21 protein-coding genes, 1 tRNA gene and 1 pseudogene are annotated in these 22,423 nt (G+C 68.1%); 14 read left to right on the forward strand and 9 right to left on the reverse strand.

The window, feature by feature from the left end; translation table 11 throughout:
* Positions 1 to 1,025 (forward strand): PASTA domain-containing protein (locus ACFFNX_RS08630; protein ID WP_378197833.1); only part of this gene is annotated, 1,025 nt, incomplete at its 5' end.
* Here the strand turns inward: ACFFNX_RS08630 and ACFFNX_RS08635 are convergent.
* Positions 1,022 to 1,435, reverse strand: coding sequence for a MarR family winged helix-turn-helix transcriptional regulator (locus ACFFNX_RS08635; RefSeq protein WP_378197834.1), 414 nt, complete (start codon positions 1,433 to 1,435; stop codon positions 1,022 to 1,024). The two genes, ACFFNX_RS08630 and ACFFNX_RS08635, sit on opposite strands and share 4 nt — an antisense overlap.
* 61 nt (positions 1,436 to 1,496) lie before the next feature.
* On the opposite strand from ACFFNX_RS08635, the gene ACFFNX_RS08640 reads away from it, so the two are divergent.
* Positions 1,497 to 1,925, forward strand: coding sequence for a MarR family winged helix-turn-helix transcriptional regulator (locus tag ACFFNX_RS08640; RefSeq protein ID WP_378197836.1), 429 nt, complete (start codon positions 1,497 to 1,499; stop codon positions 1,923 to 1,925).
* A 1-nt stretch (position 1,926) separates the two neighbouring features.
* Here the strand turns inward: ACFFNX_RS08640 and ACFFNX_RS08645 are convergent, their stop codons facing one another.
* Entirely contained in the window at positions 1,927 to 2,385 is a 459-nt protein-coding gene (locus ACFFNX_RS08645; protein WP_378197838.1) for a GatB/YqeY domain-containing protein, read from the reverse strand.
* A 67-nt stretch (positions 2,386 to 2,452) separates the two neighbouring features.
* Here ACFFNX_RS08645 and ACFFNX_RS08650 point away from each other — a divergent pair, with 67 nt between their 5' ends.
* The gene (locus ACFFNX_RS08650; protein WP_378197840.1) at positions 2,453 to 3,346 is read left to right on the forward strand and encodes a metallophosphoesterase; all 894 of its coding nucleotides are present in this window, start codon (positions 2,453 to 2,455) and stop codon (positions 3,344 to 3,346) included.
* 81 nt (positions 3,347 to 3,427) lie between these two features.
* Positions 3,428 to 3,501, forward strand: a tRNA-Pro gene (locus tag ACFFNX_RS08655).
* Between the two features lie 163 nt (positions 3,502 to 3,664).
* On the opposite strand, the gene ACFFNX_RS08660 is transcribed toward ACFFNX_RS08655, so the two are convergent.
* On the reverse strand, positions 3,665 to 4,480 hold the full coding sequence (locus ACFFNX_RS08660; protein WP_378197842.1) for a replication initiator: 816 nt from the start codon (positions 4,478 to 4,480) through the stop codon (positions 3,665 to 3,667).
* A 165-nt stretch (positions 4,481 to 4,645) separates the two neighbouring features.
* On the opposite strand from ACFFNX_RS08660, the gene ACFFNX_RS08665 reads away from it, so the two are divergent.
* Positions 4,646 to 5,113 (forward strand): hypothetical protein, encoded by a 468-nt coding sequence (locus tag ACFFNX_RS08665; protein ID WP_378197844.1) that lies wholly within the window; start codon positions 4,646 to 4,648, stop codon positions 5,111 to 5,113.
* Between the two features lie 166 nt (positions 5,114 to 5,279).
* Here ACFFNX_RS08665 and ACFFNX_RS08670 read toward each other — a convergent pair whose 3' ends face one another.
* Positions 5,280 to 6,119: a GIY-YIG nuclease family protein gene (locus ACFFNX_RS08670; protein WP_378197846.1), complete on the reverse strand. Its 840-nt coding sequence runs from the start codon at positions 6,117 to 6,119 to the stop codon at positions 5,280 to 5,282.
* An 81-nt stretch (positions 6,120 to 6,200) separates the two neighbouring features.
* Here ACFFNX_RS08670 and ACFFNX_RS08675 point away from each other — a divergent pair, with 81 nt between their 5' ends.
* From ACFFNX_RS08675 to ACFFNX_RS08700, 6 genes are all read left to right on the forward strand, one after another.
* Positions 6,201 to 7,553 (forward strand): DNA cytosine methyltransferase, encoded by a 1,353-nt coding sequence (locus ACFFNX_RS08675; protein ID WP_378197848.1) that lies wholly within the window; start codon positions 6,201 to 6,203, stop codon positions 7,551 to 7,553.
* Positions 7,554 to 7,678: 125 nt separating this feature from the next.
* On the forward strand, positions 7,679 to 8,344 hold the full coding sequence (locus ACFFNX_RS08680; protein ID WP_378197850.1) for a very short patch repair endonuclease: 666 nt from the start codon (positions 7,679 to 7,681) through the stop codon (positions 8,342 to 8,344).
* Between the two features lie 441 nt (positions 8,345 to 8,785).
* Positions 8,786 to 11,110 carry an ATP-binding protein gene (locus ACFFNX_RS08685; protein ID WP_378197852.1) on the forward strand — a complete coding sequence of 775 codons (2,325 nt, stop codon included), beginning with the start codon at positions 8,786 to 8,788 and terminating at the stop codon, positions 11,108 to 11,110.
* Positions 11,107 to 12,771, forward strand: coding sequence for a DEAD/DEAH box helicase family protein (locus ACFFNX_RS08690; RefSeq protein ID WP_378197854.1), 1,665 nt, complete (start codon positions 11,107 to 11,109; stop codon positions 12,769 to 12,771). Before ACFFNX_RS08685 ends, ACFFNX_RS08690 begins: the two co-directional genes overlap by 4 nt.
* Positions 12,768 to 13,367: a hypothetical protein gene (locus ACFFNX_RS08695; protein WP_378197855.1), complete on the forward strand. Its 600-nt coding sequence runs from the start codon at positions 12,768 to 12,770 to the stop codon at positions 13,365 to 13,367. The genes ACFFNX_RS08690 and ACFFNX_RS08695 overlap by 4 nt, the downstream gene beginning before the upstream one ends.
* A 9-nt stretch (positions 13,368 to 13,376) precedes the next feature.
* Positions 13,377 to 14,729, forward strand: coding sequence for a sigma factor-like helix-turn-helix DNA-binding protein (locus tag ACFFNX_RS08700; RefSeq protein ID WP_378197857.1), 1,353 nt, complete (start codon positions 13,377 to 13,379; stop codon positions 14,727 to 14,729).
* A 581-nt stretch (positions 14,730 to 15,310) separates the two neighbouring features.
* Here the strand turns inward: ACFFNX_RS08700 and ACFFNX_RS08705 are convergent.
* Positions 15,311 to 15,523, reverse strand: coding sequence for a hypothetical protein (locus ACFFNX_RS08705; RefSeq protein WP_378197859.1), 213 nt, complete (start codon positions 15,521 to 15,523; stop codon positions 15,311 to 15,313).
* Positions 15,524 to 15,688: 165 nt separating this feature from the next.
* On the opposite strand from ACFFNX_RS08705, the gene ACFFNX_RS08710 reads away from it, so the two are divergent.
* Positions 15,689 to 16,294 carry a YciI family protein gene (locus tag ACFFNX_RS08710; protein WP_378197860.1) on the forward strand — a complete coding sequence of 202 codons (606 nt, stop codon included), beginning with the start codon at positions 15,689 to 15,691 and terminating at the stop codon, positions 16,292 to 16,294.
* 13 nt (positions 16,295 to 16,307) lie between these two features.
* On the opposite strand, the gene ACFFNX_RS08715 is transcribed toward ACFFNX_RS08710, so the two are convergent.
* Both ACFFNX_RS08715 and ACFFNX_RS08720 read right to left on the reverse strand, forming a co-directional pair.
* Positions 16,308 to 16,898, reverse strand: a complete 591-nt coding sequence (locus tag ACFFNX_RS08715) for a suppressor of fused domain protein (RefSeq protein ID WP_378197862.1) — start codon at positions 16,896 to 16,898, stop codon at positions 16,308 to 16,310.
* Positions 16,895 to 17,377: an NUDIX hydrolase gene (locus ACFFNX_RS08720; RefSeq protein ID WP_378197865.1), complete on the reverse strand. Its 483-nt coding sequence runs from the start codon at positions 17,375 to 17,377 to the stop codon at positions 16,895 to 16,897. The genes ACFFNX_RS08715 and ACFFNX_RS08720 overlap by 4 nt, the downstream gene beginning before the upstream one ends.
* 68 nt (positions 17,378 to 17,445) lie before the next feature.
* On the opposite strand from ACFFNX_RS08720, the gene ACFFNX_RS08725 reads away from it, so the two are divergent.
* Both ACFFNX_RS08725 and ACFFNX_RS08730 read left to right on the forward strand, forming a co-directional pair.
* A complete protein-coding gene (locus tag ACFFNX_RS08725) occupies positions 17,446 to 17,976 on the forward strand; it encodes a GNAT family N-acetyltransferase (RefSeq protein WP_378197867.1) in 531 nt (176 codons plus the stop codon).
* Between the two features lie 3 nt (positions 17,977 to 17,979).
* Positions 17,980 to 19,206 (forward strand): FxsB family cyclophane-forming radical SAM/SPASM peptide maturase, encoded by a 1,227-nt coding sequence (locus tag ACFFNX_RS08730; protein ID WP_378197869.1) that lies wholly within the window; start codon positions 17,980 to 17,982, stop codon positions 19,204 to 19,206.
* A 120-nt stretch (positions 19,207 to 19,326) separates the two neighbouring features.
* On the opposite strand, the pseudogene ACFFNX_RS08735 reads toward ACFFNX_RS08730, so the two are convergent.
* Positions 19,327 to 19,646, reverse strand: a pseudogene (locus ACFFNX_RS08735) (helix-turn-helix domain-containing protein); the annotation flags it as partial.
* Positions 19,647 to 19,788: 142 nt separating this feature from the next.
* Positions 19,789 to 22,323 carry an FxSxx-COOH system tetratricopeptide repeat protein gene (fxsT, locus tag ACFFNX_RS08740; protein ID WP_378197871.1) on the reverse strand — a complete coding sequence of 845 codons (2,535 nt, stop codon included), beginning with the start codon at positions 22,321 to 22,323 and terminating at the stop codon, positions 19,789 to 19,791.
* Positions 22,324 to 22,423 lie beyond the last annotated feature (100 nt).

Raw genomic sequence — 22,423 nt, forward strand, 5'->3', positions numbered from 1 at the left:
ACAAGGGCTACGGCGTCGGCACCACCCTGCCCGCCCCCAACAGCACCACCGTCAGCGGCTACACCGACTGCAAGGGCAACCACTTCGAGCCCTGGACGCTCAGCAACGCCGAGACCTCCAAGCGCAAGTCGGCCAACCTCAACAGCGGCACCTGGGACTCGATCAACACCTTCTACGCCTACCTCGAACAGCGGGTCGGGCTGTGCCAGGCGTCGAAGATGGCCGCCAGCTTCGGCATGAAGCAGGCGAACGGCCAGCCGCTCCAGCAGGTGCCCTCCCAGGTGCTGGGCACCAACAACATCGACGTCACCCACATGGCGGCCGCCTACGCCGGCTTCGCCGCCCGCGGCCAGTACTGCACGCCGATCGCCATCAACGACGTCACCGACGCCACCGGCAAGAAGATCAACGTCCCCAAGGCCAAGTGCGGCAAGGCCGTCGACACCGGCGTCGCCGACGAGGTCACCCGCATCCTGCAAGGCGTGATCACCAGCGGCACCGGCCGCGGCATGAGCATCGGCCGCCCCGCGGCCGGAAAGACCGGCACCTGCGAAGCCCACTCGTGCGCGCTGTTCGCGGGCTACACGCCCGACCTCTCGGCGGTCGTCTGGTACGGCGACCCCGCCGCACCGTTCGGCGACCCGAGCCCGGGCGTCTACGGCTCGAACGTCGGCCCGATCTGGCGGGCGTCGATGCGGGGCGCGCTGCAGGGCACCAAGGCCTCGTCCTTCCACACTCCCGTCGGCGACTTCGGCGACCTGGGTCAGGCACGCGTCCCGAACGTCCGCGGCCTGTCGGTCCAGGAGGCGACCAAGCAGATCGAGGCGGCCGGCTTCACCGTGCAGGTCTCACCGCGCGCCACCGACTCCGACCAGCGCAAGGGCACGGTCGCCTACACCTCGCCGAGCGCCGGTACGAAGGCCGACCAGGACACCTCGGTCGTCATCTTCGTCAGCAACGGCAACGGCCCCATCACCACTCCGCACAAGCGAAAGAGGCCCGGCGGCGGCTGGCCGTTCCACTAGGCGACGCGTTCGAGGTTCGCCGCCATGCGGCTGAGCGTGCGGACGGTGTCGACGTAGTCCTGCTCGGTGAGGCCGTCGAGCACGGCGCGTCGCGTCTCGCCGACACGCTCGGCCACGGCGGCGTGGGCGGCCAGCCCGCGTTCGGTCAGCGCGTACCGGCCGTCGTCCTCGGTGACCCAGCCGCGCCCGGCCAGGTCGCCGACGACCTCTTCGAGAGTGATGACCCCCTCGCCCCAGAAGGGGCGCAACGCGTCGCGAAGGCCGGTCGGCGGCGCGTCCCGCAGGGCGTTCATCACCTGCCAGTGGCGCCGCGACAGCGCGTACCCCGCCAGCGCACGGTCGAAGGTGGACTCGATGAGCCCGTCGAGATGCTTGAGCCAGTAGCCGATCGGCCGGTCCGTGGGTTCCATGGCCACAGTTATATATACTTCGACAACTACATGTCGAGAGTTATATATCTGGAGGATACCGGTGAGCGACCCCGTCGAGATGGTCGAGCGGGCCATGGTCCTCCTCCGCCGGCGGATGACACGGCGGACCTTCGCCGGCGAGGCGCGGGTCAACGACGCGACCTTCGGTGTGCTCGACGCCGTCGAGGCCGCCGAGCACGCGGGCACGCCGATCGGCGTCTCGGAGGTCGCGGCCGCGTTGAGCGTCGATCAGCCACGCGCCAGCAAGCTGGTCGCGGCGGCCGTGGAGGCCGGCCTCATCCGGCGCGAGGCCGACCAGGCCGACGGCCGGCGCACACTCCTCGTCCGTACGGAGGCGGGCCGTGACCTGTCCGAACAGGTCCACGACCACCGCCGCACGAAGTTCGCGGCGGCGATGGCCGACTGGTCACCGGCCGACCGCGCCGACTTCGCCCGCCTGCTGACGCGCTTCACCGACACGTTCGGGTGAGTCACTCCGCGAGCTGGCGCTTGACCTCACCGGACACGCGACGGCCGTCGGCCCGGCCCGCGACCTTCGGCGTGACGGCCTTCATCACCTGACCCATCGCCCGCGGCCCGGCCGCGCCGGTCTCGGCGATCGCGTCGGCGACGAGCGCGGTCAGCTCCTCGTCGGACAGCGGCGCGGGCAGGTACTCCTCGAGCACGGTCCCCTCCGCGCGCTCGGCATCCGCCTGCTCCGTACGGCCCGCGCCGTCGAACGCCTCGGCCGCCTCGCGGCGCTTCTTGGCCTCACGCTGCAGCACCTTGACGACCTCGTCGTCGGACAGCTCACGCGCCTGCTTGCCCGACACCTCCTCGTTGGTGAGCGCCGTCAACGCCATACGGAGCGTACGGGTACGAACCTCGTCACGTGCCTTCATGGCGACCGAAAGGTCGGCCTGGAGCTTCTCCTTCAACATGGTCAACATCTAACCGTGCCGCCGAGGGCCTGCGCTTTCCAATAATTCGGCGCGGCACGTCTGGCACGATGGGTACGTGCTCAAGAGATACGCCGTCCCCCTCGGGGCTCTGGGTCTTGGTGTCGCCGGCATCGGCTACGCGTCCGTCATCGAACGCAACTGGTTCCACCTGCGTCGCTACGACGTGCCCGTACTCGCCCCCGGCCAGCGGCCGCTGAAGATCCTGCACATCTCGGACACGCACCTGACCCCGGGCCGCCGCCGCCTCATCAACTGGGTCGCCGCGCTGGACTCCCTGGAGCCGGACCTCGTCGTCAACACCGGAGACTCGATCTCCCACCCGGACGCCATCGGCCCGTTCCTGTCACTGCTCGGGCCACTACTCGACCGCCCCGGCGTGTTCGTGTACGGATCGAACGACATGTACTCCCCGGTGCCGAAGAACCCGGCGCGTTACCTGTGGCGTACGAGCCGCGCCGACTACGCCAAGCGCCGCACCGTACCCGACCTGCCGTACAAGGAGCTGGGCGCCGCCCTGACCTCGGCCGGCTGGCTGGACCTCAACAACCACGTGGGCAGCATCAAGATCGGCGACGTGGAGGTGGAGTTCGGCGGCATCAACGACTCCCACATCGGCAAGGACCGCTACGACGAGATCGCCGGCCCGACGTCCCGGAGTTCGCTGAGCATCGGCGTCATGCACTCTCCGGAACCCCGAAACCTCGACCGCTTCGCCGCGGACGGCTACCAGCTGCTGTTGGCGGGCCACACCCACGGCGGGCAGCTGTGCGTCCCGTTCTACGGAGCTCTGGTGACGAACTGCGGCATCGACCGCCCACGCGTCAAGGGCCTGCACCGCCACGCGGGCGCCTGGCTCCACGTGTCGGCAGGCCTGGGCACATCACCGTACGCCCCGGTCCGCTTCTGCTGCCCCCCGGAGGCCTCGCTACTCACATTGGTCCCGGCATGACCCCAACTCGGAGGCGCGGGCAGGGGTGAACGTCCGCTAGAGTAGTCCCGGCGCAGACGTTGAAAGACGATCTGTGGCCACCGGGGTGTAGCGCAGCTTGGTAGCGCGCTTCGTTCGGGACGAAGAGGTCGTGGGTTCAAATCCCGCCACCCCGACACTGATCAGGGGCCACTTGCGATTATCGCAAGTGGCCCTTCTTGGTGCCGTACAGCAACGCCCACGAACTGAGCTGCTTGCCGAGGCGCTTCAACTCCCTGAGTGTCTTGCTGTCGGATATCTCGGTGTAGCCGTTAATGGTCACGTCGGTCTAGGCGTGCCTCAGGATGTGCATGGCGACGCGGGGATGGATGTCGAGCGCGGCGAGCAGCGTCGCACGGGTGTGACCGGTGTCTTACACGGTGATCCGACAGGCACCGGCCTGGTCGCATCGCGTCTCGAAGCGACGGTTGAAGTTCTGCGGCTCGAACGCCGTCCCGTCTCGTGTCGTGAAGACGAGGCCGGACTCCTCCCAGGTCTCTCCCGCCGTCTTGCTCCGGCCCTGGTCCTCCCGCGCATTCGGAGGGCAATGATGCAGATCTCCGGCAGTGGCAGCATCGCTTCGCTGACCTCGCCTACGGCATGACCGACGGCATCGGTCAGCAGCTCCACGGTCGCCCATATCGGTGGTGTGGTGGCCGGTCCGCCTGGGCCGTCGAGGCGGATACGTCGTGGAAGTGGACGACGCTTCTTCGCTGATACTCGACGACCTTGGCGAAGGAGACCCGAAGTCGTTCGCGCAGCCCCCGACAGGGTCAGGCCGGCGAGCTTGGCGAGGCGTCGGCGCAAGGCGTCGGTGAACCGATGCCACGGCTCAGGTGCGGTAGCGTTGAACGCGACGCTGGCGGCGTAGCGGTAGCACTCGCCGCACAGCGGCTCACCGAGCCGGGGATCGTCGACGCCGTACCGGGCGGCGTACGAGATCGGCGGGCCGTGCGGACAGACCGATGCGCCCCGCCGAGCGTGGCAGGGGAGGACCCGGCCGCTGCGTTCACACCGGGTGCGGACCGCCCCGAACGACGGGGTGGTCAAGGTGAGAACAAGCACAGGTGCGTTGCTCACCGCCTCGGGTATGCTCTTGCCGCCGACCGGCCCCACGCGGAGATCGAGTCCAGGCCGGTACCTCTGCGGTCACAGCACTGGTGGTTCTGTACGGACAGCGCGAGGACGGGCCACGCAGCGTCGGTGTCGCTCATGCCGCGTCACGATCGGGGTCGAAGATCGGCGCCTAGCTCATGAGCGCGTCGTGCGGCGTGCCGGGACGTGGACGGCTGTGTAGGTGATACAGCGAAGGGTTTTGGACACCTGGCATTGCCCACCATGGCCGGTGTTATCGATGACGGCTTCGCCGAGCGCGGCGGCGATCCGGTCGATCTCGGCCTGTTCGCCCGCGTCGATGTCAGTGCGACGCCCCAGGCCGTCGACGTCGCTTCGGCCCTCGACGTCGGTCCAAAGACGGTCGAACGCTGGATCACCGGACGCATCCCCTATCGGCGTCACCGCTGGGCGATCGTCGACCTCGTTGGTGTGAAGGAGTGCGATTTTGCGACCCGAGCTCAACCAGCGCCACCGCACCGCTGGCTGCGGCCTGGTCGCGATGAGCCACACCGCTGGACCCTCCCGCACAACGTATGGCGGCACGTCTTCCGAGACGCTGAGCAGGAGATCGACATCCTCGCCTACAGCGGCCGTTCCTCATCGAGGACACCGGCCGACCAAGATCGAAAGTGACTTATCTTCACGTCTTCAAGGGCGCCCCGCTACGCGGGCCGCTGGCAACCGCCCGGCCTCGCGCCAGGCGCGGAGCCGGTTCAGGCCGGTCCCGGCCCGAATCGGTCGACCGCCCAGGCCGACGGGGGACGCCTACGAAGGCGAGGAAAGACTGTTGACCGCCGACCTAATCTTCTTCGCCAGCGTCAGACTCCGAGATACTGCCAGCAGGTTCCGCTTCGGGTGATGCGTCGACCGGGTAGCCGTCGCGATAGTAACGCCATGCGCTCGGGTAGTCCTTCCTTCGATCGTCGTACATGATCACATAACCCATTAGCGCGGCAACCTGCCACGATCCAGGAATTTCCCCCGAGATCCGCCGGAATATCCAATCCGCCGTCAGATCAGCGCTCGGTATCGTTAGAGTTTTTGATCTAAAACTCGCCAATCTCTCATATCGAAAATTGTATGGAAGTGCTGCCTTCACCTGTTCAAGCAGGCGATGAAGTGGGGTTATGCCAGGCGTCAATCCTTGGACGACATAATCAAGATTGATCGGATAGGTCATATCGAAATGGTTGGCCTTGAGCGTAGTGTCGTCACGCCGACGACCAGGATCCTTGTTGCCGAACCCGTTATTGTTCCAGGGGATCGCACCGCGCCCCTTATGATGGTTGATCAAAAGTTGTTCGGGCGCCAGGGCGGAGAAATCTTCGGCAACATACAGACACGAGAAGCTGATTTCGGAAAGCGAAAGACCACGTCTGCCGGAGAGCTTGCGGAGATGGTTTCGCAGACGGCCCGGAAGCGACTTGTCGGCCTTGCCGACATAGACGAACTCGCCGCGGAGGTAGAGCTGATAGACGCCGGCTTTCTCCGCGAGCTGCTGGAGGCTGGCTTCCGACAGCGGCGCTGTGCCCAGTTTGTCCAACGCGTCGGCGAGCTGGTCACCGAGGGCCTTGGTGATGCTCAACGTGAAGTCGCTGTGGTATGTCTCGCCGTCGCTGGACTCGATCGCCGGTGTCATCCGGATACACCCTCCTACCGCGCCAATCGTCGGGACTCTACCGGCGCATCGTGGTCACGACACCTGAGTATTCGCTAACCCGTGCGAACGAGCTCCACTCCGCGGTACGCTTCTGCGGTGTCTGATCAGCATGAAAAGAGATCCGGAAGCCGCACGTCGGTAGAACTGTTCGCCGGTGGAGGCGGTCTCGCCAGGGCCGTCCATGATGCCGGTTTCCGGCCTCTGCTGTTCAACGAGTTCGCCAAGCGAGCCTGCGAGACACTGGTGGCCAACGGCGCTAAGAAGGTTGCCGACGGCGAGAAGCCATGGATCCCCCAACCGGGGGAGGCGGTGCCACTCGTCGAAGGCGACGTTCGCGATCTGGACATGACGTATCTGAACGGAGAGGACGTCGACCTCCTCGCGGGCGGCCCTCCCTGCCAGCCGTTCAGCCTCGGCGGTGTCGCCAAGGGCGACGAGGACGAGCGGAACATGTTCCCGCAGATGTTCAAGGCCGTCCGCCAGATCCAGCCGAAGGCCGTCATCTGCGAGAACGTGCGAGGACTGCTCCGCCCGTCCTTCGAACCGTACTTCGACTACATCCAGCAGGAGCTGTCACTCCCCTTCGTGAAGCGCGAGGGCGCCACCTGGCAAGGACACAATCAGACACTGATCGACCTACTCAAAGACACCTCATCGATTCCCAAGGACGAGCGATACGAGGTCGTCAAGGTCCCCGTGAACGCCGCCGACTACGGGGTACCGCAGATTCGACACCGGGTGATCCTGGTCGCCTTCCGCGCCGACCTCGGCGTCGACGTCAACGCCTTCGAAGCCTTCGTGAAGAAACAGCGCTACTCCGAGACCGCCCTGATCCGCTCCATGCTTCTCGGCGAGTACTGGGAACGACATCCCAAAGTCCCGGATCACGTGCGGGCACGCGTCCACGCACGGCTTCCGAAGACACCTCCCGCCGACGACGGATGCGCGCCCTGGCGCACTCTGCGTGACGCGCTTAAAGGCATCCGCGCTGGCGAGGATCCCCTCCCCGAGGTACCCCTAGACCAACTGGACCGCAAGACCGAGCATGGCGGCTTCGCTTACCACTACGGCTGGCCCGAGGCCCGAATCTACGACGGTCACACCCCGAACGAACTGGACCGGCCCGCGAAGACCGTCAAGGCCGGCGTTCACGGCGTCCCCGGTGGGGAATCAGTGATGTTGTTGGACCAGCGCGTCGCCGACGCCACCGCTCAGAGCGGCTGGCGGTACCTGCACCGCTACATGACCGTCCGTGAGACCGCGCGGGTCATGACCTTCCCCGACGACTGGAATCTCGAAGGCCCTCGGGGGGAGAAGATGCGTCAGCTCGGGAACGCCGTGCCTGTCCTGCTCGGGGAGTTCTTCGCCAAGGCGGTCGCGGACGCGCTAAACGAGGCCGAGGGATCAAGGTGACGACTGACAGTCCAGCGCAGCGGAGGTGGAAGGACAAACCACCGCCGACCCGAGCGTGGAAGCGTCGCAAAGGCAGTTCCCCCACAGCGGAACAGGACCGGGCGGCCGGGGGCCGACACCGCCGCATGGTCGAGGTCGGCGATGGCCAGTTCGCGCGCGCGTCGATCGCGCTACGCGTGCTGCCGAAGACCCGGCGCATCCGGGCCTTCCTACGCTGGTCCCACCACGGCAAGACCACCGAGGAATACCTCGGCGAGGTCGAATACGACACCCGCGCGGCGAACCTCGCCGAGGCATGGCGGCGGGCCTGGGACGCCGGCCTACTGACGGAGGAGCCTCCCCCCGCCGACTCCTGGGCCTCCTCCCCAGCGGCCCGCTCCGTCATGCGCGGAAACCGCGGCAAGGACACCAAGCCGGAACTACGCCTACGATCCCTGCTCCACCAACGGGGACTGCGCTACCGAGTCGACGTCCGCCCGCTTCCAGGCGTGCGACGCAGCGCCGACATAGTCTTCCCCAAACAGAAGATCGCAGTCTTCGTCGACGGATGCTTCTGGCACGCATGTCCCGAACACCATCGCCCAGCGACCAAGAACGCCGCCTTCTGGCACCAGAAGATTCAGGGCAACCGGGAACGAGACCTCGCGACCAACGAATCGCTCCGGGCCGTTGGATGGACCGTCATCCGGATCTGGGAACATGAAGACCCAGAACAAGCCGCGCAGAAGGTCGAGCAGACCGTTCGGCGGTGGCAAGGAGCGGACCATCCGTCCTCAGGCGGCGTCGGGTAGCCGGGCGGGAACTGGCTGAGCGAGAGCGAAGCGGGGGTCTCGCGATCTCCAGCCTCCGCGAGCCGGACACCAGGTCACGGACCATATGGGCAGGGCGACCGACCATGCTGTCGGAGCCGACGGTGACTTCGGATCACCACTCCTGAGGCCCACTGCGGAACGCGTCGCGAACCTGGGACGCGAGGAAGACCGCGGCCGTGGCGGTACCCACCCTCTCACCTGCGGCTGGATCATCCCTGTTCGTAGGACTTCAATACCTTCGTCCCACCTGTGGCCACACGATTCGCCGGGGTTCGCAAATTCCGACCGGATTGTCAGTGATCCCCTCTACTCTCGGGATCGAACGCTCGGCTCATGAGAGCCGGGCGGCGGCCGCCGCGTGCTTACGTACGCCGCGGCCGCCGTGACAGCGCCCCGATCCGCCAGGAGGGTTCCGCCGGAGTGAAGATCACCCCTTCCGCCCGCGTGCTGAGCATGCTGGGTGAGATCGATTTCGACGAGTGGCAGTGCGTGGCCGAACTTGTCGATAACCCCTTCGACGACTTCCTCGACATCCTCCGTTCGGGGGCGGAGTGGCCGGACGGCTTCACGGTTAGCGTGACCCTGCCGTCGTCCCCGAAGGGAGTCCTGGAGGTCCGCGACACAGGGCAAGGCATGTCGTACGACCGGCTGGCGCGCGCGGTTCGCGCCGGCTGGTCTGGGAACGACATGCACGACAAGCTCGGCCTGTTCGGCATGGGTTTCAACATCTCGACCGCCCGCCTCGGCAGGCGCACCCGCGTCCTGACGACCCGCGCGGGCGACACGGAGTGGATCGGCGTCGAGATCGACCTCGACCAGATCAAGGACGACTTCGAGGCCAAAGACATCACCGAGCAGAAGACCGACCCGTCCCAACACGGCACGAGGATCGTCGTCGACCGCCTGCACCGGACGCGCGCTGAGTGGCTGCGCCGCAACGGCGCCTCACTCCGCAACACCCTGGGCTCGGTGTATTCGTGGATCCTCGCCGAGCACCCTTTCGACCTCTACGTCGGTGGGACACGGGTCAAGCCGGTCCGCCACTGCCGCTGGGGTGACGACCGCTACGTGCTCTACAACGGCAAGGAGCGGATCCCTGCCTACATCCCGATTGATGAGAAGCTCCAAGACGGGATCGCCTGCCGAGACTGCGGGGAATGGCAGATGGGCTCGGGCGAGGTCTGCTCGGTCTGCGGCAGCGGCAACCTGGCCGTACGCGAGCGCAGGATCTACGGTTGGCTCGGCGTCCAACGCTACCTTGACAAGACCGAGTACGGGATCGACTTTCTGCGCAACGGCCGGAAGATCCTGCGCTGGGATAAGCAGCTCTTCACCTGGAACAACCCCGATGGGGTCGCGGGGAACGAGGAGCCCGAGTACCCGGTCGAGCTCGCCCACCAGGGCGGCCGCCTCATCGGCGAGATTCACCTCGACCACGTCCCCGTCACTTACCAGAAGGACGCCTTCGAATACGGGGACCGCAGTTGGCTCACCGCCGTGGAGCTGCTGCGCGGCTTGGCACCGCTCCAGCCTCAGCGCGCCAGCAAGCTCGGCTACCCGGAGAACGAGAGCCCACTGGCCTTGTTGTTCAAGGGCTTCCGCCGCAACGACGCGGGGCTACGGTGCCTCGTCCCCGGCGACGGCCACAAGCCGGTCCACGCGGAGACCCGAGACTGGGGCCGGAAGTTCCAGGCAGGCGTCTCCGAGTTTCAGACCGACGAGCACTGGTGGCAGGCGGTCCTGCGACACGAAGAAATCAAGAAGCGGGACAAGGAGACCAAGACGGCCGCCAGTGTGCCGGCCCTGCCCGATGAGAAGGCCGTCGGGGAAGCCCTCGGTTTCCCGATCGACATGCCCACCACGTCCGGCGCCACGCTTGGCGCCCAGGCGGCCCCCGCGCCGGCGAAAGCGAAGAAGGAGAACCGCAGCGAGCGTCTGGCCCGCTACGAAGGTGCGTCGATGCCCCATGCGTACCTGAGTCGATCGTTCGGCCACCCCGAGCTTGGCCACGTGAAGGTGCGGACCCTGCTGCTGAAGCCGGGTGAGCGGCTGCTCAACGACAGCGGGTTGCATGTTCCAGTCCTCCTCGACCAGCGGTCCGGCAACGAGCTGACCGCCATCGTCGACCCCGAGCACGCCGCGTTCCGGCGGTTCGGCGCCGACTACGCCGATCTCCTCCTGGTCGAACTGGCCGCTGTCCTAAAGGTACGGGCGCGTTCCGACTGGAGCCCGTCCCAGCTCGTCGCCGCGATCCGCGCCGACTCCCTGCAGGACAGCGTGCTCGATGGCACCACCGTCGGCGCGGAGGCCCGCGACCTCCTCACAGAGATCCGCGAGCGTGTGGCCGAGGTTCTCGAGCGAAGCGGCGACTGCGCCACCGCCTACGGTCACCTCTCCAACGAGGAGAAGATCGCGACCGAGGAGGCGATGATCGCCGCTGGACGTGTCGGCCTCGTCGACCGTCTCGGCCGGGACGTCGGTTTCGTCCACCACATGCCCGCGCTGGCCCTGGTCCGACTCGTCCAAGCAATTCCGGAGTCGTTTATGGACGATGCCGTCTTCCGTGGCCCGTACGCCAAGGTGTCGTCGCCGTCCGGAAAGGCACTGAGCCTGGCCCGGGTCACGGGCTGCCTCGCGGACGTGGCGACGCTCGGCACGTTCGCAGGTGGGGCGACTGCCCTGCAGTTGCGGCGGGCCCGACTGAGTATCGCCTTGCTACGCGATGAGCTGGCTGGCGAGGGGTGAGCGCTGTATTCCTGACGGCCGCCGAACTGCGCGACGGCGGCCCCGGGGGACTGACCAAGGCGCTCGAACGGACACTGTGGCACCTGGGATTCCAGGACGTCCGAATCATCGACGGCGCTCACGACCACGGCGCCGACCTGCTCGCGGTCCGCGCCCGCGAGCAGTGGGTGTTCCAGAGCAAATGGAAGGCGCACGGCACGGCTGACCACGCGGGCGTCGACGACCTCGAACGCGCACGCACCTACTACCGGGCCGACAAGGCCGTGCTGGTGACCAACACGGACATCACCGCGTCGGCGGAGGCTCGGCGACAGGCGTTGGGGGGGATCGGCGTCGACATCGCCCTGTGGCATGGGGCCACCCTGGACGCGATCGGTCAGAGGATGCCCGATCGCGTGCCCGCCCTCTACTCCCTGCGGCCATACCAGGAACAGGCCGTGGCCGCGATCGAGCGGGACCTCGACACCGAGGGAACGGCGTTGCTGGTCCTGGCGACGGGGCTGGGAAAGACGGTCGTCGGCGGCGAGGTCATCGGGAACCTGCTGGCGTCACGACCGGGCGCGCGCGTCCTGGTCGTCGCCCACATGCGAGAGCTGGTCGGACAGTTGGAGAAGGCGCTGTGGCGGCATCTCTCGAAGACCGTGCCTACCCGCCTCCTGACCGGAGAGAGCAAGCCACGAGTCCTCGACGGCGTCGTCGTCGCGACGGTCGAGTCAGCGCTGTTGGCCGTGCGGGCGGGCTACGAACCCGACCTCGTCATGATCGACGAAACCCATCACGTAGCCGAGACCGGCAGGTTTGCGGAACTCCTCGATCTGTGTGGGACTGCGGGACGATTCGGAGTCACGGCGACCCCTTGGCGTGGCGACAAGTTCGACATCACCGCTCGCTTCGGTCGCCCCAGCTTCAAGATGGGCATCGCCGAGGGCATGGCGGCGGGCTATCTGTCGGCCGTCGACTACAAGCTGTACGCGGACGGTGTCGACTGGGACGCCGTCCAGGACATCAGCCGTCACGGCTATTCGATCAAAGACCTTAACCGGCGTCTATTCCTCCCCCAGCGAGACGAGGAGATCGTCGAACGCCTGCGGGCGGCGTGGCGGGAGACCGCCGATCCCCGCGCCATCGTGTTCTGCCAGACGATCGAGCACGCCGAGCACATGGCGGGGCTCCTCGCCATCTCGGATCCGGCGTGGGCCAATGCCTCCCACCTGCACAGCGACCTGCCGAAGCGGCACCGTGACGTTCTGCTCAACGAATTCCGCCTCGGCCGTGTCCCGGTGATCACCTGCGTGGACGTGTTCAACGAGGGCGTCGACGTGCCCGACGTGAACCTGATCGCCTTCCTGCGTGTCACCCACAGCCGGAGGATCTTCGTGCAGCAGCTCGGCCGCGGGCTCCGGCTGAGCCCCGGCAAAAAGGCGCTGAAGGTCCTCGACTTCGTGACCGACATCCGCCGCGCCGCGGCGGTGTTGAACCTGCGCCGCGCGCTGGAGGCCGAGGAAACCGAACACCTGGAACTCCCGCACGTCTCCCGAATTGAGTTTGAGGACGAGACGGTCGGCTCCCTGATGGACATGTGGATCCAGGACGCCGCCGACCTCGAGACTGCGGCGGACGAAGTCCGCCTCCAGTTCCCCCTGCCGAAAGGAATCCTGTGACCGACTACAAGATCCCGCTCGCCGTCGAGAAGGCCGTGGTTACGCGGATTTACGCCCAGGCCGACGAAGCCCAGTGGCCGCACCTCCAAGACGCGGACCGCACCCGACTGTACCGGGATTGGACGGAGGACCCGGAGATCGGCGGCCGTCTCCTCGCCTTCGTGGGGCAGCAGGCCAACATCCGCCCCTGGCTGAAGGACTGCCCAATGAAGGAGTACGAGCGGGCACGGCGTGGTGAGGGCAAATACGCCAAGTACGTGAGGCGGCCGGCCGCGACGCTCGAACAGATGGTCGCGAAGACTCTCGGCCCCGGCTGGGAGGTCATCCCGGGGACCACCCGGCAGAAGCCGATGCGCGCGAGAATTCGCGAGGCCGAGACTGAGGACGAGGAGCAGCACTTCGTGGCCGGCACTGCGGCGAACCTCAAGCATCTCGTGTGGCCGGCCGTCCTCGACCGGTCTACCGGGGAGACCTGGCCCTGGATCATCTGCATCGTCGATCCGTTCCGCGCCCCGGTATCTCCCGAGCAGCGGCAGGAGCACCGGCGCGTGGCGCAGTTCCTCGGCGTGCGGGTCGTCTATTTCAACGAAATGTAGGGGGGGCCGATGGGGGACGAACGGTCCATGGGCGACTGGCTGGTCAGGGCGTGGGGGACCGGACTCTTCGACGAACGTGAGCGGGCCGTCATAAGGGGCCGAGCGGAGGGTCGGACGCTGGACAAGGTCGGGGCGACGCTCGGGCTGAGCCGCGAACGCGTACGCCAGATCCAGAACCGAGCGCGGAAGCGGCTCACTGATATGGCGGACATCATCCAGGACGGCTGGCGGGAAACGGCCCGCTTCGCAGGGGCGGGCCCAGCCACCCCTCGAGAAGGCTTCGCCACCGCGCTCGGGGTCGTCGACCACGTGGCGCTGGAGGAGTTGCTCGCCGCGGCGGGGCTGGACGCGCCGCGGACGTGGGCGGGGCCCCTCCGCGGCTGGTGGAGTGCCGACCCCGGTGCGCTGGACCGCGCCCTGCGCCGTCTCGTCGACACCGCCCCCTTCCGCGGCGATGACCTCGGCCGCGCGGCCTCCGAGGCCGGACTACCCAGAGGTCTCCCCCTGGGCTGGCTCCTGAGTCACCCCGAGTCGCGGCTCGCCCTGAGCCCCGATGGGCACTGGGTCCGCCGCAAGGCGCGGGGACGCGACGCCGCGTACCTCTGGCTGCTGGAGACCGGGCGTCCGTGCCAGGCCGACGAACTGCTCGCTCCGATGGCCGCGACGACCCCCGCGGCCGTGCGGGAGGCGCTACGCCGTGACGACCGCTTCCGGCAGATCCGCCCCGAGGGCACCTGGGCCCTGGCCGAGTGGAAACACCTACGCGCGTCCGCGTATGCCTCTGCTGTGGAGGTGATGGTCGCCGTCGTCACGGAGTCGGGGCCCCTTTCCCAGGCGCGGCTCTTCGCCAGGGTGACGGAGCTGCACCCGGTCACCCCTTGGCGCCTGAAGCAGTGTTTGCTCAGTGACCAGCTCGGTGAGACCCCCGACGGCCTCGTCGACCTCGTCTCTCGCGGCGCCCGCCCCTTCGAGGAGGAAGAACCGGTCCGGCCGGACACGATGGCCGTCGAAGGCGAGGTCCTCGGCGTACGGATCCCCGTGAACCGGGACGTCCTGCGCGGCAGCGGTGTCAACGTGAACACCTGGCTGACCTGGTCGCTCGGGTTGCGCCAGGCCCCGATGAGCCACACGTTCACGACGCCGGGCAATCACTCGCCGATCGTCGTCCGCCGCGGTACCAGCAGCGCCCAGCTCTCCAGCCTGCGCCGCCACGCACTCGAACTCGAGGTCGTCGACGGCTGTGTGCTTGCCGTCCTCCTCCGCCTCGACAACGACACCGCGCGCGTCGGTCACGGCTGCGCGCCGGACGCCTGCCCGGCGCGACGGGCGCGGACCGCCGCGCCGCCTGCCATGAATGTCTGACGCGGCGTCGGCACCAGCGGTTTCGGCCTAGGCATCCGTCGCCGACTGCGCAGGTCGGCGGGCGGGGCGGAAAGACATCGCCGACCCTCTTTGAGTCCGTCAGGCCTCGCGCGATTCCCGCTGCTGTACAGCACGTGAGTACAGCAACACCGCCGTCCAGCATCTGTTGGGATCACACGGCGACAAAGGTCCGAGCAGGGCGAGCCAAGTCCGACCCGCATCCCGCCGATAGTTCGGGACGAAGAGGTCATGGGTTCATCCCGCCACCCCGACCAGCTGACAGGCCCTGTACCGCGGCGGTACAGGGCCTGTATCAATGCCAGGTCGCCTAAAGGCTGGCCCCTTCTCAAAGGCTCACCGGTTAGTACCGGTAAGTGTGTGCCGAATCGAACTGGTACTGCCCCACGAATCCGCCTTCGATGTGAAGTCGGCTGACGTCGTCGGTGGGCACCGTCGGGGACTCCACGCTGAGGTGGGTGGGTCGTCTCCGTTTGCTTTGGGGTTCCATCGGTGGTGCCTGGTGTCGTAGGCGGTGATACCGGCGACGGTCAGAAAGAGCTGTTTGGAGTACTTGGCGAGTTTCACGGTCTTGACCCAGGCCGTCCCGCACCGGCCCGGGGTCCGATCTGAAGCGTGCCGTCCTGGATGTCGTGCACGGAGTCGCCGCCACCCGTGATCTTGCAGGAGGTGACGAGGTGGGGCTTGTACTTGCCGTGGGCTTTCGCGTAGAGGGCGGCCACGCTGCCGGCCCGGTTTCCGGTGTCGGCGGAGCCCGGGACGGTTTCACTCCCCACATCCGTGTCCATCATCGAGCGCCCTTCAAGCCGGGGCATGTCGGACGTTGTCACCGATCGCTTCCCGTGTCGGCGAGATTCGGCTCCAGGTCAGAGGCGGACCCCGGAGCGCAACAGAACCCCGGTCCGGTCCGCAGCCCGCGCCGCCTGTGGTAGTCAGGCGGGGTGGAGTACTTCTTCTACTGTCGTGACAAGCCGGGCGTTGGGGATCTGCGCTGGGAGATGGCCGAAGAGCACTGGGCGTTCATGGACGGATACGCCGACAGGATGATCGCTCGTGGTCCCACTCTGGCGGCCGACGGCGAGGAGGCGACCGGCAGTCTGCACATCGTCGATCTGCCCGGTGCCGATGCCGCGGTCGAGTTCGCGTTCGAAGAGCCCTACTACCGGGCCGGTGTGTTCGACGAGGTGCTGGTACGGCGCTGGCACAACACTCTCGGGCGCACGATGTGGGAGTTCGCCGGAGGCGTCCCCGGCCATCGGCGCTTCCTGATCATCGCGCACGGGAGGCCGGTGCCGATCTCGGTGCGCGAAGCGTCGGTCGAGCAACGCCGCCGGCATCTGGCCGAGGCCTACTCCGAACGCCTCATCGCGCACGGGTCGCTGCTGTCCGAGGACGGGGCCGGCTGGATGGGGACGGCGTCGCTGGTGGAACTGCCCGACCGGGCCGCCGCCGAGACGTTGATGGAGCACGACCCCTTCGCCCGCGCCGGGCTGTACGAACGCGTCGAGATTCACGACTGGCGGTTCGGCGGGCGTCCGGCCGCGTAGCGCTCCGGCCGGGTCAGACGGCCGAGGTCCGGTAGATGTCGAGCAGGTCGGTGTCGCGCGACTCCCACAGGTCGCGAAGCGCCTCGTCGTCTCCGTGCTCGCGTACCAGCTCGAACTCCGCGCGGGTGGCGGGGATCATGGTGATGTACCGCAGCGCGAGCTCGCCCTGGTCGTCGTAGAAGAGATCGAGGTCTTCGACGTAGGGATGCGAGGAGGCCAGGAGGAACTCGATGCCCGTGCCGGGGATCAGCGGCTCGGCGTTGACGTACCCGCCGCCGTACTCGAATCCCTTGCCGCTGCGCACGGCCCGGTCGGCGACGACATGCAGGAGATACGCCGCCTCCCGCTCCTGGCCGGGTCGGGCGGAGATCACGAACTCCTCCGGGCACGGGCCGGTGATCTGCTGGAAACGCACACCCGTCGTCGCCAGCGAGACCATGTCGTACTCGGGATGCTCGTGGAAGCCGATGCCGAATCCGCGGTTGCGTCCGTCGACGGTCGCGCCCTCGCCGCGTACCACCGGTCCCAGGCGGCGTTCGGCATGGACGAGAAGCTTCTCGTAGCGTCGCGGATCGGCGTGAGGGTAGCTCACTCCGTCGCTCACGGGCCGAGTCTCACAACCCGTGCGGGAACGCCGTGGGCGATCAGTGCGGCCAGTGGGGTGGCGAGGTCGCGGGGAGAGAACAGGTCGGGGCCGCGGTAGGCGGCGATGTCCTGCGGCCGCCACCAGCGAAGGCCGTCCATGTTCTCGGCGGCGAGTTCGTCGTCGGACAGCGTGCCGCGGGGGTCGAACGACTCGGTGCGGACGAGGAAGAAGTCGTTCATCACGCCGTCGTAGCCCGCGGCGTATTCGGGCGACTCGACCCGCTGTCGCCAGACGTGCGGCGGATCGGCGCCGATGGTGAGGCCGACCTCTTCGAGCAGTTCGCGGCGCAGGGCGGCGAGGGGTGACTCGCCGCTCTCGATCCCCCCGCCCGGGGGCGCCCACACGACGGGCGTGAACATGAACCGGCACAGCAGAACGCGGTCGTCCTCGTCCAGGATGATGGCGCGCGCAGCGTGCCGAAGGTTCGGTGACGACATCCGAAAAGCTTAGCCATCCCACTCATCCGGGGTTTTCCCATTTGCTCCCGCGAGTTACTTTTCTCGGCGTGAGGTTGCTTGTGGGGGCACGCATCTCCCTGCGGCCGGTGGCCGCCGAAGATGGGGAGGAATTCGTCGCGCTGGCTCGGGACAGCGTGAGCATGCACCGTGGCCTGATCTTCGCCCCGACGGAGGCTGCGGAGTTCGGCGAGTATCTCGCCAAGTTCGACGGAGTCAACGCGGTCGGGTTCGTCGTACGGGTGAACGCCACGCGGCAGCTCGCCGGGCTGGTCAACATCAACCAGATCGAGCGGGAGGTGCCCGATCCGCGCGGCTCGCTCGGCTACGGGGGGTTCGCGGCGACCTCCGGTCACGGATATGTGGCGGAGGCGGTACGGCTGGCCGTCCCGTACGCGTTCGAGGAGCTCGGGCTCACCCGTCTCGACGCCTACATCCAGCCGGCCAACGCACCGTCCCGCCGGGTGGTCGAGGACGCCGGGTTCCGCCCGGTGGCCTCGGACCGGCAGATCATCCGCGTCTCCGGAGAGTCGCGGGAGCACGAACGGTGGACCCTGACAATCGGCAACGGCGGTTCATGACCCATGACGGCATCGCGGCAAGAGGCGCTCGGCGCGCCAGAGTGGCCGGACACCCTCGACGTCCGCGCGCTGCTGGGGAAAGGCTGGCGGCCCACGCCGTTCCGCGAGTTCATCCTCAAGGTGCACAGCCGCTGCAACCTGTCCTGCGACTACTGCTACATGTACGAGATGGCCGACCAGAACTGGCGCCGTCAGCCGCGGAAGATGGCCAGGCCGACCGTCGACCAGGTCGCCATGCGGATCGCCGAGCACGCGCGGGCGAAGCTGCTCGACCGCGTCGACGTCACGCTGCACGGGGGCGAACCCCTGCTCGCCGGCGTCGATCATCTGCGGTACACCGTCGAGGCGGTGCTCAGCGCCTGCGCGCCGGACGTACGGGTGCGGTTCAACGTCCAGACCAACGGCATCCTGCTCGAACCACCGTTCCTGGAGCTCTTCCGCGAGTACGGCGTGCAGGTCGGGGTCAGCCTCGACGGCGACGAGGACGGCCACGATCGGCACCGCAAGTGGGCGAACGGCCAGGGCAGCTTCCAGGCCGTACGCGCGGGCGTTGATCGGCTGCGCGCCGCGCCGTACCGGCATCTGTTCAACGGCCTGCTCAGCACGATCGACATCGACAACGACCCGGTGCGCACGTACGAGGCGATGCTGGAGTTCGAGCCGCCCGCCATCAACTTCCTGCTCCCGCACGGCAACTGGGACACCCCTCCGCCCGCCCGGCCGCCCGACGACTCGACCCCGTACGGGGACTGGCTCGTCGCCGTCTTCGACCGCTGGTACCGGTCGCCGGAGAAGACCACGCAGGTACGCCTCTTCGACGAGATCATGATGCTGCTGTTCGGGCGCCCGTCGACGGGTGAGGCGGTCGGCCTGTCTCCCGTCGCCATCGTCGTGGTGGAGACCAACGGCGAGATCGAGCAGGCCGACACGCTGAAGTCGGCGTACGAGGGCGCGGCCGGCACGACACTGCACGTGTCCCGCGACCCGTTCGAGGCCGCACTGCTGCTGCCCTCGATCGCGGCCCGGCAGATCCGCGACCTGGCCCTGGCCGACGAATGCCAGGAGTGCCGGTTGCACCAGATCTGCGGCGCCGGCCACTACACGCACCGCTACCGGAGCGGCCGCGGCTTCCGCAACCCCACGGTGTACTGCCACGACCTCCAGCGGCTGATCACCCACATCCACGCCGTCGTGTCGCGGGACCTGGAGGAGATCCGGAGCAGGGGTTAGGGCGTGTTTCGAAGTCCCGCCCTCCAGGACACTCCGCCGTCCGGGACACACTCCCCGCCCCCAGGGGGCGGTGTAGGCCGGGTGGGAGTGGTCGTAGTGGCGGATGGGTTCACCCGGTCACCGGCCGTTCGGGGGCGGTATGCCGTGGCGGGTCGGGATGCGATGAGCGGTGGAGGGCGCGACTCCGGTGCGGGTGGCCAGCCGGTGCGGGCCGATGTGGTGTGCCCGGCGCAGCGCCATGACGTGAGCTTCGGCCTGCGGTAGAGTCCGGCGCGGGCTGTGATGTGGGCGGCTGGAGCGGTCACGCATGTCGGCGGCGCCTCGTTGCCGAAAGCGGGCAGCCCAGCGCGCGGCGGTGGTGTGGCTGACGTCGAAGCGTTCAGCGGCCAGGCGTCCCCGACGACATGGTGGGCCAGGCGCAGACGCCCGGTCGGGGTCAGCGGGGGGCATTACGGCGGGACATGAGGACCTCCTGGACGCCGGTGCAGATGCCGCAATCCACACCGAGACCAAATGGCCCTCTCCTCGTTCAAGCACCACCCTGGGCATGTCGCCTGCCACCGACATTCCCAGGCAGCACGCCTAGATCGGCGGTGGGTCGAAGTCGGCGTCCAGGTGTCGGCCTTCGAGGAAGACCTCGGCGTCCGGATGGTTCAGCCCGACGGTTCGCTGGTAGCCCGCCCGGGTCTGTTCGACCAGTTCCTCGCCGCGTTCGGTCTGGCCGACCGCGATCAGGTCGGTCGACAGGTTCGCGGTGCCGGTCAGGGTGAGCGGGTGGTCGGCGCCGAACAGGCGGTGCAGGCGTCGCAGTGTGCCCTCGCCGAGTCGGCAGGCCGCGTCGAGTTCGCCGAGTTCGGCGAGGTCGCTGGCGAGGTTGACGGCCACGGTGAGCGAGTAGTGGTGGTCACGGCCGAGCCTGGCCTCCAGTCCCGCGAGCGCCCGCTCGTTCAGCTTCCGCGCCTCCTGCGGGTTGCCCTGGACGCGGCGGAGGACGGCCAGGTTGCTCAGGCAGGCGAGGCTGAACGGATGGTCGGCGCTGAAGACCTTGGTGTACCGCGCGGCCGAGTCGGCGACCAGGCCCGTGGCCTCGTCGAGGCGGCCGACGGTGCGCCACAGGTTGGACAGGCACATGGCGGCCGCGAGCGTGTCGGGAGAGTCGAGGCCGAACAGCCGGGTGCAGCGGTCCTGCACCTGGACCGCCATCTCCTCGGCCCGCTCCAGCTCCCCGTACCTGCGCAGCGCGATCGACAGGTCCTTGCCCGTACGAAGCGTCCAGTTGTGCTCGGCGCCCAGCGCGTCCAGGCCGATCGCGTACGCGTCGTCGCCGAGGTCGCAGGCCTCGGAGTAGTCGCCGGCCAGGCGCACCGCACGGGCCAGCCCGTTCAGCGCGTTGAGCATGCTGGCCATGACGGTGCGGCTCTCCTGCTGCTTCCAGCCCATGAACGAGCGGTGGTGCAGCTCGCGTGCCTGTGCGTAGTCGCTGATCAGGCCGTAGTCGAGGGCGAGGTTGTTGACGGCGCGGAGCGTGCCCGCGTCGTCGGGGCCGTATTTGTCCTCGTAGCGGCGCAGCGCCTCCCGGTCGCGGTCGAGCGCGGTGCGGAAGTCGCCGACGGCGCGCAGGTCGGCGGCCGACCCGCGCAGCGCCAGCAGGGTGATGTCGTGGTCGGAGCCCAGTACCTTCTCCGAGGCGGTGAGGATCTCGGCGTTGAGCGCGGACGCCTCCTCGTAACTCCCGAGTTCGCGCAGGGTGTTGGTCTGCGCGAGCTGGACCTCGATGACGTCGCGGTGCTGCGGCCCGGACTCGACGCTCCACCGGTCGATGAAGTCAGCGGCCAGGATCTGGGCGGAGTGGTAGTCGCCGGAGCTGAACAGGTAGCGCAGCATCCGGATGGCGAACGCCCGTACCTCGCGCGTCGGGCAGTCGGCCACCTTCGCGGGCGCCAGGTGGCCCAGGAGGTCGCCGTACTTCGGCCAGCTCGTGTCGTCGTCGGGGTCGCCGGCGTTGTACGCGGCCAGCAGCAGGTGGACCTCGTGCTGGATCTGCTCCCGCTCCTCGGGGGACAGCTCGTCCTGGACCAGCTTCTGGACCAACCGGTGCACCTGGATGGTGCGGGCGGGGATGTCGAGCCGGGCCAGGGCGTACCGGCCGAGCTCGCCGACCGCGCGGCCCAGCCGGATCGGGTCGGAGATCAGGCCGGCGACCTCGGGCCGCAGCCCCGGCGGCGCCTTGCCGATGGCCTCGCGCGGGATGGGCTCGGAGCCGAAGAAGGCGCAGATCCGCAGCAGGTCGACGGCCTCCGGGAGGCTCTCGCTGAGGTTGGCCACCGACACGCTCCACGCGGCCGTCATGGGTACCGGGTACTCCGCCGGCCGACCCTGGGAGAGCAGCTGGCTGGTGCGGTCGGCGAGCTGTTCCAGGTACTCCGAGGCGCTCATGCCGCGTTCGAACAGCAGCGCTCCGGCCTGCTCCAGCGCCAGCGGCAGGTCCCCCAACTGCTCCGCCAGGCGCCCGGCGTCCTCGGCGCTGATCGCGCCCCGTACCCGCTTGGTGAGGAACTCCACGCTCTCCTCGCGGCGGAACACGTCGACCGGAACGGCGTCGAAGAGGCTCTCCCAGCGATGGTTGCGCGAGGTGATGAGCACGTGCCCCGAGTCGCGCGGAATGCTGTCGAGCAGGTCCTCGGGCTGGTCGGCGTTGTCGAACACCAGCAGCCACTTGTCGTACGGCTCGCCCCGGCGCAGGGCGTCGAGCACCTCTTTGGCCGCGTCCTCGATGCCGCTCACCGCTGCGGGCGGCAACCCGAGGTGGGGGGCGAGGTCGGCGAGGGCGGTCTTGACCATGAAGGGCTGGTCGGAGGGGATCCACCAGACGACGTCATAGGTGTGCCGGTAGCGATAGATGTACTCGACCGCCGTCAGCGTCTTGCCGACGCCGCCCAGGCCGTGCAGCGCGTGGGGTTGCGGGACCACGGCGGTGACCTGGCTGGCGATTCCCTCGCGGAGGGCGGCCAGCAGTTCCTCGCGACCGGTGAAGTTCTTGTTGCGCTGGGGAACGTTCCCCCAGACCGGGGGGACGCGCATGTCCTGCGTCGCGCCGGTCTTCTCTGGCCCAGCCACTCGGTTGCCTCCGCATCACCCGGTCTCACCGATGATTAGCAAGACTATGTCCGAAACGGCGCAATCACCTACGCGGAGGGAAAATCTTCCCGTGCGCGTG

Origin of the sequence: Actinoallomurus acaciae (assembly GCF_042429965.1) — a bacterium.
GTDB classification, from domain to species: Bacteria; Actinomycetota; Actinomycetes; order Streptosporangiales; family Streptosporangiaceae; genus Actinoallomurus; species Actinoallomurus acaciae.